The 16,712-nt window shown below is 55.3% G+C and carries 16 protein-coding genes and 1 pseudogene; 7 read left to right on the forward strand and 10 right to left on the reverse strand.

Annotated elements, in window-relative coordinates; translation table 11 throughout:
* From G485_RS26810 to G485_RS0115695, 3 genes and pseudogenes are all read left to right on the forward strand, one after another.
* The coding region (locus G485_RS26810) for a transposase (RefSeq protein ID WP_156922390.1) at positions 1-285 on the forward strand (285 nt) is incomplete at its 5' end.
* A 175-nt stretch (positions 286-460) separates the two neighbouring features.
* Positions 461-721: pseudogene (locus tag G485_RS0115690) on the forward strand (helix-turn-helix transcriptional regulator); the annotation flags it as partial.
* A 102-nt stretch (positions 722-823) separates the two neighbouring features.
* Positions 824-1,744, forward strand: a complete 921-nt coding sequence (locus G485_RS0115695) for a J domain-containing protein (RefSeq protein ID WP_027093324.1) — start codon at positions 824-826, stop codon at positions 1,742-1,744.
* A 391-nt stretch (positions 1,745-2,135) separates the two neighbouring features.
* Here the strand turns inward: G485_RS0115695 and G485_RS0115700 are convergent, their stop codons facing one another.
* Complete coding sequence (locus G485_RS0115700; protein ID WP_027093325.1) at positions 2,136-2,726, reverse strand: DJ-1/PfpI family protein; 591 nt, start codon at positions 2,724-2,726, stop codon at positions 2,136-2,138.
* A 238-nt stretch (positions 2,727-2,964) separates the two neighbouring features.
* Between G485_RS0115700 and G485_RS26815 the strand changes: the two genes are divergently transcribed.
* The 3 genes from G485_RS26815 to G485_RS30000 all read left to right on the forward strand — a co-directional run bounded on the left by G485_RS26815 (position 2,965) and on the right by G485_RS30000 (position 5,989).
* Positions 2,965-3,675 carry a M50 family metallopeptidase gene (locus G485_RS26815; RefSeq protein ID WP_051318331.1) on the forward strand — a complete coding sequence of 237 codons (711 nt, stop codon included), beginning with the start codon at positions 2,965-2,967 and terminating at the stop codon, positions 3,673-3,675.
* Positions 3,676-3,784: 109 nt separating this feature from the next.
* Positions 3,785-5,731, forward strand: coding sequence for an FAD-dependent oxidoreductase (locus G485_RS0115710; protein ID WP_027093326.1), 1,947 nt, complete (start codon positions 3,785-3,787; stop codon positions 5,729-5,731).
* A gap of 90 nt (positions 5,732-5,821) precedes the next feature.
* A complete protein-coding gene (locus G485_RS30000; protein WP_156922391.1) occupies positions 5,822-5,989 on the forward strand; it encodes a hypothetical protein in 168 nt (55 codons plus the stop codon).
* 57 nt (positions 5,990-6,046) lie between these two features.
* On the opposite strand, the gene G485_RS0115720 is transcribed toward G485_RS30000, so the two are convergent.
* From G485_RS0115720 to G485_RS0115765, 9 genes are all read right to left on the reverse strand, one after another.
* Positions 6,047-6,226, reverse strand: a complete 180-nt coding sequence (locus tag G485_RS0115720) for a small acid-soluble spore protein H (RefSeq protein ID WP_027093327.1) — start codon at positions 6,224-6,226, stop codon at positions 6,047-6,049.
* 354 nt (positions 6,227-6,580) lie between these two features.
* A complete protein-coding gene (locus tag G485_RS0115730; protein WP_027093328.1) occupies positions 6,581-7,423 on the reverse strand; it encodes a sugar phosphate isomerase/epimerase family protein in 843 nt (280 codons plus the stop codon).
* A 13-nt stretch (positions 7,424-7,436) separates the two neighbouring features.
* Positions 7,437-8,267: a carbohydrate ABC transporter permease gene (locus tag G485_RS0115735; RefSeq protein ID WP_027093329.1), complete on the reverse strand. Its 831-nt coding sequence runs from the start codon at positions 8,265-8,267 to the stop codon at positions 7,437-7,439.
* Positions 8,264-9,148, reverse strand: a complete 885-nt coding sequence (locus tag G485_RS0115740; RefSeq protein WP_051318332.1) for a carbohydrate ABC transporter permease — start codon at positions 9,146-9,148, stop codon at positions 8,264-8,266. The genes G485_RS0115735 and G485_RS0115740 overlap by 4 nt, the downstream gene beginning before the upstream one ends.
* Before the next feature lie 82 nt (positions 9,149-9,230).
* Positions 9,231-10,646, reverse strand: a complete 1,416-nt coding sequence (locus G485_RS28525; protein WP_027093331.1) for an ABC transporter substrate-binding protein — start codon at positions 10,644-10,646, stop codon at positions 9,231-9,233.
* A gap of 26 nt (positions 10,647-10,672) precedes the next feature.
* Positions 10,673-11,701 (reverse strand): zinc-dependent alcohol dehydrogenase, encoded by a 1,029-nt coding sequence (locus G485_RS0115750; protein WP_035156591.1) that lies wholly within the window; start codon positions 11,699-11,701, stop codon positions 10,673-10,675.
* Positions 11,702-11,726: 25 nt separating this feature from the next.
* Positions 11,727-12,551, reverse strand: a complete 825-nt coding sequence (locus G485_RS0115755) for a sugar phosphate isomerase/epimerase family protein (protein WP_027093333.1) — start codon at positions 12,549-12,551, stop codon at positions 11,727-11,729.
* Between the two features lie 157 nt (positions 12,552-12,708).
* The gene (locus G485_RS0115760) at positions 12,709-14,409 is read right to left on the reverse strand and encodes a cache domain-containing sensor histidine kinase (RefSeq protein ID WP_027093334.1); all 1,701 of its coding nucleotides are present in this window, start codon (positions 14,407-14,409) and stop codon (positions 12,709-12,711) included.
* Positions 14,406-15,947, reverse strand: coding sequence for a response regulator (locus G485_RS0115765; RefSeq protein ID WP_240489169.1), 1,542 nt, complete (start codon positions 15,945-15,947; stop codon positions 14,406-14,408). Before G485_RS0115765 ends, G485_RS0115760 begins: the two co-directional genes overlap by 4 nt.
* A gap of 575 nt (positions 15,948-16,522) precedes the next feature.
* Between G485_RS0115765 and G485_RS0115770 the strand changes: the two genes are divergently transcribed.
* Positions 16,523-16,712 (forward strand): IS110 family transposase (locus G485_RS0115770; RefSeq protein WP_027093336.1); only part of this gene is annotated, 190 nt, incomplete at its 3' end.

Below are 16,712 nucleotides of genomic sequence, written 5' to 3' on the forward strand. Positions count from 1 at the left end.
GGCAGGCCATCCAAAGAACAACGTGACGCCGATGATCGAAAGCAAGAGAAGCAAGACGCTGCACAGCGCAATGCGATCGAAGGAAAGTTCGGCGAAGGCAAACGCAAGTTGGGTTTGGGCCGAATTTGCTCCCGCGGTGCTCATACAAGTTTAACTGTCATCGCTATCCAGTTTCTGGTTATGAACCTGGAACGGCGACTGCGGGTTCTTTTTTTCTCTTTTTTCAGATTCATTGCGTTCCGTCCGATTTTTTGCATGAAAACCGCAAAGAAAATCACGGTCTAGGCTCATGCGTTGGGAGCAGCTTAAATTGATCTTGTTCAGCAAGCCCTATATTAGTGCTAACTCGCAAAGTACAACCCGATTATATCCGCTGCAGCGCTCGGCTTCTCTATACGTATTTGCAAGGTCATGAATACCCTTTCAATATTTTTCGGATCCGGGTGCCGGACTGCCGCCCCAGCTGTTCAAAAAGCTGACGGGGCGCACCTTCATCGAATACGTGAATGCGTATCGGATGAACGAAGCGGAGCGTCTGCTGCTGCGCACCGACCTGACCGTGACGGAGATTGCGGACCGGGTCGGCTGCGGCAGTCCGAATTATTTCACGAAGCTGTTCAAGCAGGTGAAGGGCGTCACGCCGTCGCAGGCGCGCGGCCGAGACGCTCCATGGCCGCTCCTCCTTTCCCGGTCGCACCCTCATGAATGTCGCGGCGATTAGCCTCGGAACCGGCGGACCGCAGCGGTCGGGCGCAAGTGGAACCGTTTCCTATTATAACGTATACTAATTGATGAGTGACGATAACGACAGAAGGTGACGCAAATGGAAGATTTGAAACAAGCTTACGCCGTGCTTGGGCTTCCGGAGACTGCGAGCAAGGAAGAATTGGAAAACCGTTACTACCTGCTGACGCGAAGGGCGCGCGCCCAGAAAATGCGTGAAGGCGCGGAGCCGCCCGCGGAAGGATGGGTCGATCTCGACGCCGTCACCGAGGCTTACCGGTTCATCCGCGATTACGAGGAGCGGCAGGCCAAAGCGGAATACGAGCAGCAAGTCTACGGAAAGTACAAGAAAATGGCCGACAAAGCGCAAAAATGGGATCATTTTTTCCATTATTACAAGTTTCATATCTTGATCGGAATCGTCGTTCTGGCCTTGATCGGATACGGAATGAAGAGCTATGCGGACCACCGCGCCGAGCAGGAGCGGCTGGCCAAGCTTCCCCCCGCGGACGTCTCGGTCATGTTTTTCGGCAATTATCTCTACGGAGAGGGTTTCGGCAGCGACACGGAGCCGCTCGCGAACGATATATTGAAGCAGTTCCCGGATTGGAAGCGCGTTGTCGCCAACCTGACCTACGTTCCTTCCGACATGAAGAGCGAGCAGGATATGGCGCTGCTGCAGAAGAGTATGCTCGTCCTGATGGAAGACAAGTCGGACCTGTTCATCGTCGACAAGGCGAACTTCGATAAGCTGGCGGCGCAAGGCGCGTTCCTTCCGCTCGATTCGCTGTCCGGTTCGTCCGTGCAGTCGCTGCTGCAATCCGGTGCGGCGCGCAAGGCGAAGACCGAGGACGATCCGGCCGAGAAGGTGTACGGCATCGACCTGTCCGGCACCGGGCTGGGCAAAGAGCTGGGCGTGAACGGAAGCTCCGAATTTATCGCCGCCGTCCGCACCAAAGCCCAAAAGCCCGACAACGCCGTCAAGTTTATCGAACACTATTTGAACGAAGCGAAATCATAAAGGTCAAAATCAACGATTGCCTGGGCGGCGAGCCATTCAAAGCCACCTGCTAACGAATCGTATCATTCCTAAAAGCGTCGAAATGGCTTTTTGGCTAATCTAACGAATCCCAGCAGCGTTATTGAGGATAAAAATCGAGGAAATGCCGCCGATTGCCGGTCATAGCGACGCTGGAATTCGTTAAAATTTCAAAACACGTTATTTTGACCAAATAAGGTTCACTGGGTTCGTAAAGCGCGGGTCCGGTAACGCTTTTGCCGCTCGCAACGAACAATAGCAAAACAGAGTGTTCGCGCAAGCGTACACGTTATTTTCGGCGTCCTTGCACCTAAACGCTGAATCGTCCAAAAAAAGCGCCGTTCCCGGTTGTGGGACGGCGCTTTTTCTTCATTTATACCGTAGGGGAGAGCTCCCTGTTCGAAGGTTGGCGAAGGAGACCCAGGAATTCGCGCATGAATCCGGGCAAATCCGGCCACGCGTGCCCGCTGACCAGCTTGCCGTCGACATGCAGCGTTTCGGCGGCGTACCGGGCTCCGAGCGACTCCACTTCCAGCTTGCAGGCGTTGTACGCGGTCAGCGTGCGGCCTTCGAAGAACGACCGGTCGCCCAGCGCCAGAAACACTTGAGCGCCGTGGCAGACCGCTCCGACCGGCTTGTCGGCTTCAAGGAAATGCCGCACGATGCGCGGAACGTCGGCGTCATTGCGGATGTACTCCGGGGCGCGTCCGCCGGGAATGATCAGGGCGTCGTACTCGGCGGGATCGACGTCCGCGAAAGCGATGTCGGCGGCCAGCTGATGCGCCGGCTTCTCCGTATACGTATCCCAGCCGTCGACGAAATCGTGGCATACCGTGTGAAGCACCTTTTTCCGCGGCGCGGCGACGACCGCTTCGTAGCCTTCCTCTTTGACCCGGTACAACGGATAATAAACCTCCAGCACTTCGGCGCCGTCTCCCGTCAAAATCAGCACTCGTTTGGACATCGAACCCTCTTCCTCCCTGTAAATTTATGCCATACGGTACTATTATGAAAGTCCGAACGGCATACCGTCAATGCGGCTAAAGAACGAGAAGATGCAGTCGAAAAATGGCAATGCGGGAACCGGCGCGATCGTCCGCGGGATGATTGAAGCGCCGCAACGGCTTTGTCTTTTTTTACAAAACCCCCGCTCTGTGCCAAAATAGAAGAGAACCGAACCTGAACCGCTGCGAGGTGCCCGGGTGAACAAGTGGCTTCTGACGATCGCCTATTTGGCGGTCTCCGTTTTCTTGACCCGTCTCATTCCGTTCTCTTCCTTCTTCCGCAATCTGGATACGATGATTCACGAATTCAGCCATGCCTTGGTCACGCTCCTCCTCTCGGGGCAAGTCGTCCGCATCGAGCTTCATGCCGACCATAGCGGCGTCACCTATTCTCGCCTGGCAAGCGGATGGAGCCACCTGCCCGTCGCGATGGCCGGCTACGCGGGCGCGTCTCTGTTCGCGCTCTTGCTGTTCGAGCTGTATGCCCGTCGGCGCCAGAAGGCCGGTCTCGTTCTGATGACGCTGATCGCCGCCGTCATGCTGCTCCTCTACGTGCACACCGGCTTCGGCTCCGCCTGGCTGATCGGCTTCATCGCGCTCAATGTCCTCGTCTATTTCCAGAAAGATTGGCTCCGCAACGCCTACTACATGCTCGTCGCCTTCCTTACGCTGGAGGAGTCCGCGATCGGGCCCTTTTCCTTGATCCTGTACGCCCTGCAGGATTCTTCGAATGCGGGAGACGCTTCCAGCCTTCAGCAAATGACCGGAATCCCCACCCTCGTCTGGGCGCTGGCGTTCACCGTTCTCGCGCTGGCATGCGTCGGCCGCGCCCTCCGGTGCTTCTGGCGGGAGCGGAAGCCCGCCTCCCCGGGACCGAAGGAGCTGAGAAGAACGGCCGCCCGCCTCTGAACTTCTCGCCCGATTGAACCGTCTCATCTACGGACGGAATTCGCCGCGATTCGACGAGCCGTTCCACGCACTACTCATTTTACATATGAAGGAATGAATCGGTCCCTCTATGCGAAAAACTTTCGTCTACCGTACGGCTTTAGCCGTACTAGCCCTCCTTCTTCTGCTCGGGGCCGCGGTCTCCGTCTGGTGGTATGCCCAATACCGCAACCGGCTCGTCAATCCGCACGGGAGCCGGCCGCTGCTGATCGTCGAATCGGCGCGCAAGCTGTCGGACGAATACGACGTCATCGTCGCCGGCACCGATCCGGAAGGGATCGCCGCCGCGGTCTCGGCCGCGCGCAACGGCTTGCATGTGCTGCTCGCCGACGGCAGGAACCGCACGATGCTGGGGGGATTGACGACGGAAGGCGGGCTGAACGTGCTCGACCTGAACTTTGCCCCCGAACAGCCGAAATTTCTCAGCACGCTTCGCAAGCCGCGATTTTTGAACAAAGGCATTTTCCAAGAGTGGTACGACCGGCTGGAAGGCAACGCGTTCGACACGACGACGGCCGCCAACGCTTTCTACGAGATGGTCCGGGACGAGCCGAACATCGATCTGCTGATGAACGTCAAAGAATGGAAGCCCATCGTCGCCCGCGCCGGTGGACGCGCCAACGTGACGGGAATGGAACTGACGAAGGAAGACGGCAGCAAGGCGGCGATCCGTTCGCGGGCGGTGATCGACGCCACGCAGGACGGGGACATCTACGCCGCTGCCGGGGCTTCCTATACGTTCGGAAGGGAAGACATCGGGGACAAGAAGAGCCTCATGGCCTCCACGCTGATTTTCAAAATGAGCGGCGTCACGCAGGCCGTCTGGGAGACGATGGGCAAGCACGCGGACACGGGCATCGATCGGATGAGCATTTGGGGGTACAAGGAAGCCGCCGAATACAAGCCCAGCGATCCGGGCAAGGTCAGGCTCCGCGGGCTGAATATCGGCCGCCAGAACGACGGCACCATCTTGATCAACGCCATGCAGCTGTTCGGCGTCGATCCGACCGATCCGGCATCGGTGCGCGAAGGGCTGGCGGTCGGGAAGCGCGAAGCGCCTCGCATTGCAGCGTTTCTGAAGACCCGATTCCCCGAATTCAAGGATTTGGAATACGCGGGAACGGCCGCCGAGCTTTATACGCGCGAATCCCGCCACTTGGACGGGGAGTATCGGCTGTCGCTTGCGGACGTGATGGAAAATCGCACCCATTGGGACGATATCGCTTACGGTTCGTATGCCGTCGACATTCAAAGCACGAGCGGAGGAGCGGCGGGGACGATTCTGATGAGCCCGAAGCAGTACGGCGTTCCGTTCCGCTGCCTCGTTCCCGCTGTGACGGACGGCCTCCTGGTCGTCGGGCGCTCCGCCAGCTTCGATACGGTGCCGCACGGCAGCGCGCGGGTCGTCCCCCTCGGCATGGCGACGGGCGAAGCCGCGGGCGCCGCGGCCAAGCTGGCGATCGAACGCGGCATCAGCTTCGCCGCGCTGTCGCAGTCGACCGAGGGAATCGCCGAGTTAAGGCAAATGCTCGTCAAGCAAGGGATGGACTTGACGCCTTATCACATCAAAACGCCCGCCTACATGCTGCATAAGCAGTACAAAGGGCTGCTCGTCGCGGCCGGCATGTACCTGACATCCGGAGGCCACAGCAACGACGGCTGGAATTTGGACGGCCCAACGAACGTCCAGCGCTTCGTCAACAACGTCCGCCAGGTTCGGGATCTGCATCCGGACAAATTCAAGGGCGACTTCTCGCGCCTGCTGAACGGCATCTCCGAGCCGGCGAAGCTTCCGCTGTCGCTCGGCGAAGCGGCTTCGCTTCTGCTCCGGGCCGTCGGCGGCGCCGGCCCTTCGCAAGACGACGCGCTGGCCGATCTGGTCAGCCGGGGCTGGGTGACGAAGGAGACGCTGGACACAATCGGCGATCCGTCGCACTTGACCAACGGCGACGTCTATATGCTCATCCGCGACGTGGCCGAGCGGGGATTGGGGCTTGCGTTCCGCGACGGCGAATAGGGGCGGCTTGCACTGAGATTTGTTGTTCTAGGAATAGTTTTCTTCTTCCGACCGATAATAACGGGAACGACGGAAGAAGGAGCGAATGAAATGATCCGAAAAGACGGAGACGTCGAATCGTACACGGAAGCATCTTCCCCTACGCCCGCCGGGCATGAAAACATTACGCCGACGGATATGGTCAGCGACGCCGTTCGGGACATCATCGACGGCATTCAGACGGCGTTCGAAGTCCATCCCCAAGAAGAGAAGAAGTAACGACGCATCGACAAAAAAGCCCCGAGTACGCCTTGCGCGCGCTCGGGGTTTGCGATTTCAATGCTCGTTTAGTTGGCTGACCGGCACGCTTTGCTCCCGTTCCGGCTGATCGAGCGGATAAATGCGGGCGGTTGCGGTAGCCTCGTCCACATGCTGGATATAAACCCGATCGCCGTCAAAGGTCACATTCGCCATGACCGGAGAAGCCGCAATTTCCGCCGCTCGTTGAACATTCACGCTTTTCGCCCCCGCCTGTTTTCGTTGAACTTTTCAGCTTAGTATGACAAGCGGGACCGCAAAATATGCAAGCATAAAAAAGAGGGCCGTCAGCAACGACCCCAAAAATAAAAAAAAGGTTATGAAGAAAAGCGGCAACCGCAGTTGCGCTGTTCTCCATATCAAATGATATATGAATCGTATATCAGTTTCATTAGGAGGTTGATGGAAGGGCAGAAGCATCGAATAAGAGTTCTTTTCCTGTAGCAACTTAACACAATTCCCTCGAGGAAGAACCGACGGAAGAGGAACGCAGCCGCGGGGAGCAGCCGCAATCCGAGCGCCTGCAGCATGCCCGCTCCGCCGTCGTTCTTTTTATCCTAGAGCAATCTTTCTTTCCAACGCCTTCATATGATCGATCGATTGCCGCGTGAATTCGTCGAAAATCGTCCGGTCTTCCGCTTTCATAGAGGCCGCAGCGTAAGGATTGGAGACCGGGGGCAGAAATTCCATCGTCAGCGGCCCTTTATAACCGACTTCGAGCAACGTGCGCAGCACGGATTCGAAATCGGTGATGCCGAGACCCGCCGCTTCCCGTGTATTGTCCGCAATATGAACGTGAACAAGGTGGTCGGCGATGTTCCGGATCGCCTGGCAAGGATTTCTCTCTTCTATGTTCATATGGAACAAATCCGCCATGATCCCGACGCTGCTTACGCTCACCTCTTCGACAAGCTTTTTGGCCACCTCGAGCTTATTGACCAGGTAGGTCTCGAACCGGTTAAGCGCTTCGATGGCGAGGCGAATGCCCCGGGACGCCGCATACTCCCCCGCCTCCCGGAGACTTGCCGCGGCATGGTTCCACTCTTCGTGCGCGGAGCTTCCCGGCGCCGACTTGCCTACCGGCGACGGAACCGCGATCACGACAGCCGCCCCTGTATCCACGGCTAAATCCACGCAGGACTTTACATAAGCGATCGCATTGGCGCGAACCGCCCGATCGGAGCTGGAGAGATCCCGCTCCGGCTTGTAAATGCCGCAGATCGACGAGCAGATCAGGCCATAACGTTCCATCAGCCGCTTGATTTCCTCCCGGTCGAGCTGCTCCGGCTCACCGGCAAGCTCGATCCCGTCATAGCCGAATCTGTGCAAACGCTCGAAGCTGGCCGCCAAAGGCTCGGCACCGTAAATCCATTGCGTGGCACTATACTTGAACATATGGTTCCCCCCCTTATCCTTTGACGGCGCCCATCGTCAATCCGCTGACCATCTTGCGCTGAAGAATCAGCGTAATGATCGCGATCGGAATGATGATCATCGTGCCGGCCGCCGCGATTTGCCCCCAGAGCACGCTGACGGGCGTCGCATATTCGTTCAACCCTACCGGGGCCGTGCGAACGTGCGGACCGGATAAGATATTCGCGAACAGGAATTCATTCCAGGCGAAGATAAAGCTGAGCAATCCGGCCGACACCAGTCCCGGCCCGATGATCGGGAAGATGACGCGGAAGAATGCCGTAAACCGGGTGTTGCCGTCCACGAGAGCCGACTCCTCGATCTCTCCGGGCACGTCTTTGAAAAATCCGTACAAAAGCCAGGTCGCAAGCGGCAGGTTCATAAACGTGTACATCAGCACCAACGCAATATAGGAGTCCAGCAAGCCTATTTTGGAGAACACCAGATAGATGGGCAGAATCGACACGATGGGCGGAACGATCCGCAGCGTCAGAATCCAGGTCAGGACGTTTTTGCCGCCCTTCAGGTTGTACCGGGCGAACGGATAAGCGATTCCGCATCCGAGAATGACGGAAGCAACCGTGGATATAGCGGATACGAGGAAACTGTTCAGCAGGAATCTCGCGAATTCCCGTTCAACGAGCACCGTTCGGTAGTTGTCCCAGGTGACGGCGAACAGCCATTTGGGCACCGCGGTGAAAGCGTCATTTTCATTTTTCAGGGAAGTCAGAATCATCCATACAATGGGAAAAACAAAGCAGAGCATGGCGATAATCACGATCGCGTATTGGAGGGTAAGTCCGCTCTTGCTTCGGTGGTGTCTCATCGGCTGCCCTCCGCTTCAAACAAATTCATTCTCTTCATAATAAGCGAAATAAAGGAGACGACGATAATGAGCATGACCACGCAGATTGCCGCGCCGTAGCCGAATTCCAGGAACTTGAAGCCCTGATCGTAGACGATCCAGCTCAAGGTGGACGTTACGTTAATCGGGCCGCCCTTGGTCATCATGTAAATGGTGTCATAAATCCGGAAAGCATCGATCGTACGCAACAGCAAGGCAATCGAGATGATGCGCGACAGCTGCGGGATGGTGACGTAACGGAACATTTGCCACGGGGACGCCCCGTCGATGCTCGCCGCTTCGTAAGGCTCGTCCGGAATGCCTTTCAAGCCTGCGAGCAGGATAATCATCATGAACGGCGTCCATTGCCATATGTCCGTAATAATCAACGCGGGCAGCGCCAGGTGGAGATCGGAGAGCCAAGCCTGGCGGGAGAAGCCCAGCAGCTCCATGAAGTAGTTCAAAACTCCGTATTGTTCGTTCATCATGAAGCGGAACATCAAGCCTACGACCGTCGGCGCCATGGCGATCGGCAGCAGGACGATCGATTGGAACAAGCGCTGACCGATCGGGAGACGGTTCAGAATGATCGCCAGCGCAAGTCCGATGGCGAATTCAAGCGCGACCGTACTGACGACAAAAATAGCGGTAACTTTAAGCGCGTTCCAGAAGTTATGATCCTGAAACAAGTTCGTGTAGTTGGCGAATCCGACGAATGGGTTCCGGATGCTGATCGGGCTGTACTCTTGAAAGCTGATCTTCAGCAAAAAGAGAACCGGATAAATCGAAAACAGCAACAGGAGGATCATTCCCGGAGCCATAACCAGGTAGGGGCCGGTTCGGGCCAGTCTGAGTTTCTTCATCATCATCCCTCCTGCAGGAAACGTTCGAGAGGGGGGAGAGGCCCCCCCTTCCGAACCTCATGCTTGCCAATCGGCCGCACGGTTATTTCAACATTTTATTGACGGCTTCGTCGGCTTTCGCCAATGCTTCCTCTACGGACATTTTGCCGAACTGAGCCGCGCTCAAATATTCCGACACGGTCGTTTCCCATTTTTCTTCCTGCGGGAAGAAAGGACGGGCTTTGGTCGTCTTCATCGCTTCGGAGAGCGCGGTGTAGCGGCGGAAGCGCTGAACGTCGGTGCCGTCGATTTTGGCGCCTGTCAGAGCCGGGTCGCTGTAGGATTCGGTGCGCACCGGATCGCCGCCGCCCATGAGAGCCTGCTTCACATCGTTCTGTTTGTTTTCCAGCCAGGTCATGAATTTAAAGGCTTCCTCGGCGTTCTTGGACGTCTTCGGAATGACGATGGACCAGCCGGCCAGATGGGGAACGGATTCCTTCATCGCCGGGAGTTGCACGAACTCCCACTTGCCCACCGTCTTCGACGTCTTCGGATCGTCGACTTCGAACGCGGACCAGGACCAGTGAATCGCCATGGCAAGCTTTCCTTGAGCGGCGTCGGATGCGACTTCCGCAAAGGTGTAGTCGTTGATGCCCGGAGGCGAGTACTTCAGCAGATCGACCCAGGTTTTCGTCGCTTCGATCGCTTGCGGAGTGGACAGGGACGACTTCATCGTGTTCCAATCGATCACGTCCGCGCCGTTGGAGTACAGGAAGCTTAGCCACGTATGAACGTTGCCGAAGCCTTTCGACGCTTGCGCGGCCCAGCCGTAAATTTTCTGGCCGTCCACGACCTTGCCGTTGAAAAATTCCGCGGCGTCCTTGAACTGGGCCATCGTTTTCGGCGGCGCCAGATCGTAGCCGTACTTCGCTTTGAAATCGGCTTTGTTTTTCGGGTCGTTAAATAGATCGGCGCGGTACCACAGCAGGTGCGGGTGAATCGTCTGCGGCAGGCCGTAAATCGTTCCGCCTTCGCCGAAGGAACCGTTCTTGCCGTTCCACTGCGTCAGCGCGAGGGCGCGCGGCAGGTAAGCCGACGTATCCACGTTGTACTTCTTGATCAGGTCGTCAAGCGGAAGCAGGCTGTTGGTGGAAGCGAATTCCGGAATCCAGTTGTAGTCGACGTTGAACAGGTCGTAATTGGCTTGGCCCGCGATGGCGAGCGCAAGCTTCTGGTACATGACGTCGCGGCCGACCAGCTCGATATTCACTTTCACGCCGGTTTCTTTCTCGTATTCCTTGGCCAATTCTTGCGTAGCCTGGCCCCACGTTGCGCCAAGGAAGACGCCGTTGAGCGTCACGTTCGCGCCGGAAGCCGAACTCGCGCTTTGCGATGCCGAACCGGAAGACGCTGCGGATGAAGCCGAACCTTGATCCGATTTGGATGAGCATGCGCTTAAGACGAACAGGCAAACGAGCAGAAGAATAAATGAGGTTTTTATCCCTTTGTTTCTGTTCATGATGTTGTGTCCCCCCTTGAAAAAAATCAGACTTGCGTGGAATCGACCATAATTTTGATCGTATTCTTGTTGCTCATCGCCTCATGCAACCCTTCGACCACTTGCGTAAGCGGAATCGTCTTGGTAATGATGTCTGCGGGTTTAAACCGTTTGCCGGAAACAAGGGCGAGCGCCTTCACCCAAGTGTCGTAAGTCCCCGCATAAGATCCCACAATGGTCAGCTCTTTGCTGTAGATTTCGAAAGGCTTGATCTCCATCGTGGCCGTCGCAGGCGCAGCTCCGTACGTAACGAGCGTGCCGCCCTTGCGGACCATCTGGAAAGCTTGGTTGTAAGTCGGAATCGCACCGACCGCTTCAATAACGAAATCGGCTCCCCTTCCTTCCGTCAAGTCTCGAACCGCCTGAACCGGGTCCTCCTCCGCGGCGTTGATGACATGGTCCACGCCAAGCTCGCGCGCCTTCGCCAAGCGGACGGCGTTCATTTCGCTGATGATCACCTTGCCGGCGCCGTTCATCTTCGAGAGCTGCGCGTGAACGAGTCCCATGGGGCCGGCGCCGATAATGGCGACCGTGCTCCCCATTGTGATGTTCGCCCGGTCCTGGCCGCGGATCGCGCAGGCCAACGGCTCGATATAAGCGGCTTCCTCCCAGGTCATCTCTTCCGGGATTTTATAAATATTGGCCTCGGGGGCCTTCATATATTGGGCAAAGGCTCCGTCCGTATGCACGCCGATCTGGTTGATGCTCTCGCAGAACAGCTTCTGTCCCATGCGGCAATAGAAGCATTTGCCGCAGCTCATGTTGATGTCCGCGGTCACGCGGTCGCCGATCTTCACCGTCGTTACCGCATGGCCTATCGCGACGACTTCTCCGGAGAACTCGTGCCCTTGCACAAGAGGATAAGGAACCGGGAACGTTCCGCGGAAAATGTGGGGATCGGTACCGCAAATGCCGACCCGCTTTACGGCGATCAGCACTTCGTGTCCGCCGATCTCGGGGACCGGAATTTGCTCGAGACGCATGTCTCCCGGCTTATGCAGAACGGCTGCCAACATTGTTTTCAATTTCTTGTGCCTCCCCTCAGATGGATGCGAACAAAGCTTTCAAATATTCAATCGACTCTTTGCTGTATTGATCGTAAAACTCTTCCATGCGTACGCCGCCGAACGGATCGGCGAAGGGCGGAAGCAGTTCCATGGAGATGTAACCGCTGTAGCCGATTTCCGTAAGGGCTTGCGCGATCGGCTTGAAATCGATATGTCCCCGTCCCGGCGCCGCCCGGTTGCTGTCGGCGAAGTGCACGTAGAACAGCTTGTCTCCGACCGAACGGAACGCATCCGCGATGCTGACCTCTTCGATGTTCATGTGGTACGTGTCGCCCATGCAGCCGACGTTCGGCAACCCGACGTCGGTCACTAGAGCCAGCGATTGTTCCAAACGGTTGATCAAATAATTCTCATAGCGGTTCCATGCTTCGACGGCGAGGCGAATGCCATGCTCGCCCGCATAGCTGCCCGCTTCGCGAAGACTTTCGATCGCCCACTTCCATTCCGTCGCGGCGTCCGCTTCGGCATGGATTTTCATATTGGCCGTAGGCGTCACGGAAATGCCCTGAGCCCCGATTTTGCTGGCGAAGTCCACGCAGCTTTTCAGGTACTTGACCGCGTTTTTGCGAACCTCGGGATTGCTGGAGACCAAGTCGCGTTCCGGAGTGTAAATCGCGCAGATGGAAGATGCCGCGATCCCGTTCTCGTCCAATAGCTCTCTGATCCTTCCGGCATCCATCCGTTCCGGCTCCCCGACAAACTCGACGCCGTCGTAACCGAACCCGGCAAGTCTGCGTATCCCCCGCTCGATATCTTCTCCGGCATACACCAGCGTGTTGTATGCGTATTTTACCGCCATTGATCAGCCCCCCTTGTCTTCGGTATACCCTCATGATACCGGCGGGCTGCTGAAGATTTAACAGGGGGGATTTAAAGTTTCCCCCTGTATTTTTAGTGAATCATTTTTGGAGTTAGGTTCCATTCGCAACAGAAAACCCCGCCTAATGGCAGGGGAATTAATCCGAACCGTGTTCATTCGTGACGGGAACGCTCACGGTGACCCGAAAGCCGGAGGTGCGCCCCTCATCCATCCTGACCCCGTACGCGCTGCCGAAATGAAGTTGCAAACGTTTGTTCACATTGCGAAGTCCGATGCCGTGTTGTTGACCTTTGTTTTCCCGCTCCGGCTTCAACGGCGAATCTCTCTGCAGCCCCGGTCCGTTGTCTTCGATAACAAACACCAGATCCTGTTCCCGCCGCTTCGCTGTAAGCCTGATTTTACCCGTACCTTCCGGCAAACGGTTTACCCCGTGCTTGACCGCGTTCTCCACCAGAGGCTGCAGCACAAGCTTGATCATTTTCAATTTCAGAATGCCGGGGTCTACCTGGAAAAACGTTTGAAACGACCGCTGGCTTCGAAGTTGTTCAATTTCCAAATAAAGCCGGGCATGCTCGACTTCCCTCTCTACGGTCGTCCATTCCTCCCCGTTATTGAGGCTAAACCGCAGCAGATTGGCGAGCTTCATGACCATGGAGGCGATATCGGGAACATTCGCTTTCTCGGACTTCCATTTAATGGCATCCAGCGTGTTGTAGAAAAAATGAGGATTGATCTGGTGGGTCAACGTCTGCAGTTCCAGCCTGCGTTTATCCGCCTCCATGCTCCTTGTCGTTTCGAGCAGGTCGTTCATGCCTTCGATCATCTGATTGTACCCGCGGATGAGCTGGCCGACTTCGTCCTTGTGATGTTGGTGGAACACAAAAGGCTGCAGCATCCCCATCCGTACCCGGTTCATATGGTTGACGAGCTTTTTGATCGGGATGGTGAAGCTTCTGACAATGACGAGCAGCAGCACGGTGATCACCATAAGGCTGCCGATGACGATCAAGAACGTGAAATTTTTGATTTGCGAGATCGTCCCGGTCAAATCCTTTTTCGGAACTGCCGCCACCAGTTTCCAGCCTTCCACGCTCAGCTCCGTTTCCGCTTTGGACCAATCCTTGTCGGACATCAACGACTCGTTAAATCCGGGGGCGGCCGGTTTGGATATGACGTTGCCGCCGCTGTCCACCATATAGAACATGTAATTCTTAAAGGACGACGGCGGAGACAGCATCTCACGAACGGCGTTGTTTGGAATCTGGATCGCCACCACACCAAGAGGTTCATAATAGTAAGACGACCGAATCGCCCGCACGTAAATGAAGATCGGCTGTTGCAGGCTGGAGTCCCATACGTGATACCACATCCCGCGATTCTGAAGATCGAACACCTGCTTGAAGAAAGACGGGGTGGGATCGATCTTCGTTAAACGGATCAACTGGCGGTAACGGGGATATTTCTCGATGTCCTTCGGGAAAACATAAAGCTCGTTAAAGCCTTTCTCGTGCGAGATGATTTCGATCATCCGGTTAATGAATTCATATTCTTCCTGCGGGTTGGCCGGAGGCCTGGCCCCGAGCAGAACCTGCAAATCCCGCGAAGCGACCATCTTGTCGGATTCTTTCTCCACATTGCCAAGAAACGTGTTGATCTGGCGGGCGTTCAACTGCAGGTTGTCTTCCAGAAACTGCGTCGTAACGGTAGAGAGCTGTGTTTTGGATTTCTCGTAAGAGAGCAAACCGACAAGGGCGACCGGGATGAACACGGATAAGGATACAAGAGCGAACATTTTGTAGAACAACATGTTCTTGTTTTCGAAGAGGCGTCTGATCATTTTCCGTATCGATACTCCTTCGGAGTTTGGCCTGTGCGCTTTTTGAACAAGTGCCCGAAGTACTGCAAGTCCCGGTAGCCGACGGCTTCGGCGATCTCATAAATTTTCAGATTGGAATTCCGCAGCAGCTGCTTCGCCCGGTCGATGCGGGTATCCGTCAAATAGTCCATGTACGTTTTGCCGGTTTCTTTCTTGAAGGATTGGCTGAGCCAGACGGGATGGATGGACAACTCCTCCGCCAGCGTCGATAAGGTCAGGTTCTCGTCGGCGAATTTTTCTTCGATCATGCAGATGGCCCGTTCGATAATGGCGTTCATTCGCGGAGCGGCGTTCTTCCGGGATAAGTCCGACAAATAACAGCTGAGTACGCTTTCATATTCCTCCAGTGTCCGGCAAGCGTCAATATTTTCCCATACCCGGATGGGAATTTCCTCCAGTTCGCTCGACAAGGACTTGCTAAGCAAAAGATGGATTTCCGAGATAAAGTTTAAAATATTACGGGTAATGTCCTCCCGGCTCTCGGTGGAATCGCGGCGCAATACGTCGAGCAGGAACGAGTGAACGCCCTGAACGATCATCTCTTGATTATGGTCTCTGATCCATTCGAACATAAGCTCCGACGACCATAATTCGGATTCGCGGTTTTCTTCGCGGACCGGAACGCTTTCTTCCGATAGGGAATCGATACGAAATGCCGCAAGCGCTTCCATATAAGCCTCGTGAATTTGCTCGAATTTCGCCTTTCGGGCGCTGGCGCCGATCGCTACGTCGATTTTATGATAACGCGCCACCTGCCGGGCCAGCTCGCCGCACAGCGATTGCGTATCGGGGATGCCGGCAATGAGAACCCACCGGTGCTTCGGATCCTTGAACAGAATAGAAGGCGTGATCGGCTCGATCGTCTCCTGCACGATATTGCCGATGGCAAAAGTCTGCAGCGAGTACGCGGTCCCCGGAGGTTTGCCGTCGGGATAACCCTTCGTATCCAAAACCAGAAGGGTATAGGATTGATTCGCCAGCCACTCCAGCTTCCACAGCAATAGCCGGTGGTAGAGATGTTCCTCGAGCATGGTGGGCTTAAGGCATAAATCGACCAAGTATTCGTCCCGCATCGAACGGGTTCCGATTTGGGCGAACGTCTCCTGGTTTTTCAGTTGCAATTTCTTCAATTTCTCTTCTTCGATGCGGCCCAGCGCCTTACGGATTTTGTCAATAAAGTCTTCCGTTCGATACGGCTTCAGCAGATAGTCGATCGCACCGATGCGAATGCCGCGGCGGGCATATTCGAAATCATTGTATCCGCTTACGATAATGATCTCAGGATGGTATCCGGAACCGATGACGCTCTCGGCGAGATCGAGCCCCGTCATTCCGGGAAGGCCGATATCGGTCACAATTAAGTCGGGCCTTTCGTCTTCTATGATCCGGAGAGCTTCTTCGCCATGATTGGAGGTGAGTACGATAAATCGGTAATCTTGGATGGTTTCAACTGCCGTACGCATACCGCTTAGAGATTCGGGTTCATCCTCGATCAACATCAGCTTCAAAGCTTTTCATCCTTTCGGTACCCTGCAGCATTTAAACCGTACTATTATTACTAACACATCTTTGGAGCTTCCGTAAACTGACGAATTTTGTTACGTGTAAAATCGGCATGATCATCATGCTAAAAAACTCCGTCGCAAAGCTCCCGCGCTCAAGCTATTCCAAATGGCTCAATCGCAATCATAACGATCGAGGTTCTCAAAATACATCTCTTTAAACCACAATCCTATGAGTTAAACGGCTTCGCTTGATATAAAATAAAAGAATTCAAGCTTCGATTGTACTTCTTTACCCTATAGTAATCTTTTTGATTTAAGTATTAGACCCCCATGCCGCTTGCGCGGCACTATCAGATGATGAAAATGTATTGGAGCGATATAATTTACTTACGGCTGGCGAAGGGAGGTCGGCAGTCAATGGTGCTTCGAGCCCGAGTCTTAGACAGACCCCAACGACCAGGTGCACTACAGATTGTTGCTCCGTTTTGGAAGCACGCAAGATAGAATAACCATTCGGTGGTTGTTGCACCAGCCCTTCAATCTTGCATGCCGTAAGGAGAGTTCTACAAATGGACGTCGTCTACAGCCATGTTTGCGGGCTTGACGTTCACAAAAAGAACATCGTTGCCTGTACTATCACTCCGGAAGGTAAAGAAATCCGAACGTTTGGTACCATGACCGATGATTTAATCCTGCTCGTTGATTGGATCAAGGTCAAAGGATGCACTCACGCCGCGATGGAAAGCACAGGACCTTTCT

The sequence above is a fragment of the Cohnella thermotolerans DSM 17683 genome, assembly GCF_000429825.1.
Lineage (GTDB): Bacteria > Bacillota > Bacilli > Paenibacillales > Paenibacillaceae > Cohnella > Cohnella thermotolerans.

Bases quoted from the DNA above. Each gene is read 5' to 3' on its own strand.
- G485_RS0115700 (WP_027093325.1), bottom strand. From the start codon at position 2,726: ATGTCCAAACGAGTGCTGATTTTGACGGGAGACGGCGCCGAAGTGCTG.
- G485_RS28525 (WP_027093331.1), bottom strand. From the start codon at position 10,646: ATGAACAGAAACAAAGGGATAAAAACCTCATTTATTCTTCTGCTCGTT.
- G485_RS0115760 (WP_027093334.1), bottom strand. From the start codon at position 14,409: ATGATCAGACGCCTCTTCGAAAACAAGAACATGTTGTTCTACAAAATG.
- G485_RS0115735 (WP_027093329.1), bottom strand. From the start codon at position 8,267: ATGAGACACCACCGAAGCAAGAGCGGACTTACCCTCCAATACGCGATC.
- G485_RS0115755 (WP_027093333.1), bottom strand. From the start codon at position 12,551: ATGGCGGTAAAATACGCATACAACACGCTGGTGTATGCCGGAGAAGAT.
- G485_RS0115695 (WP_027093324.1), top strand. From the start codon at position 824: ATGGAAGATTTGAAACAAGCTTACGCCGTGCTTGGGCTTCCGGAGACT.
- G485_RS0115730 (WP_027093328.1), bottom strand. From the start codon at position 7,423: ATGTTCAAGTATAGTGCCACGCAATGGATTTACGGTGCCGAGCCTTTG.
- G485_RS0115710 (WP_027093326.1), top strand. From the start codon at position 3,785: ATGCGAAAAACTTTCGTCTACCGTACGGCTTTAGCCGTACTAGCCCTC.
- G485_RS30000 (WP_156922391.1), top strand. From the start codon at position 5,822: ATGATCCGAAAAGACGGAGACGTCGAATCGTACACGGAAGCATCTTCC.
- G485_RS0115750 (WP_035156591.1), bottom strand. From the start codon at position 11,701: ATGTTGGCAGCCGTTCTGCATAAGCCGGGAGACATGCGTCTCGAGCAA.
- G485_RS0115740 (WP_051318332.1), bottom strand. From the start codon at position 9,148: ATGAAGAAACTCAGACTGGCCCGAACCGGCCCCTACCTGGTTATGGCT.
- G485_RS0115765 (WP_240489169.1), bottom strand. From the start codon at position 15,947: ATGTTGATCGAGGATGAACCCGAATCTCTAAGCGGTATGCGTACGGCA.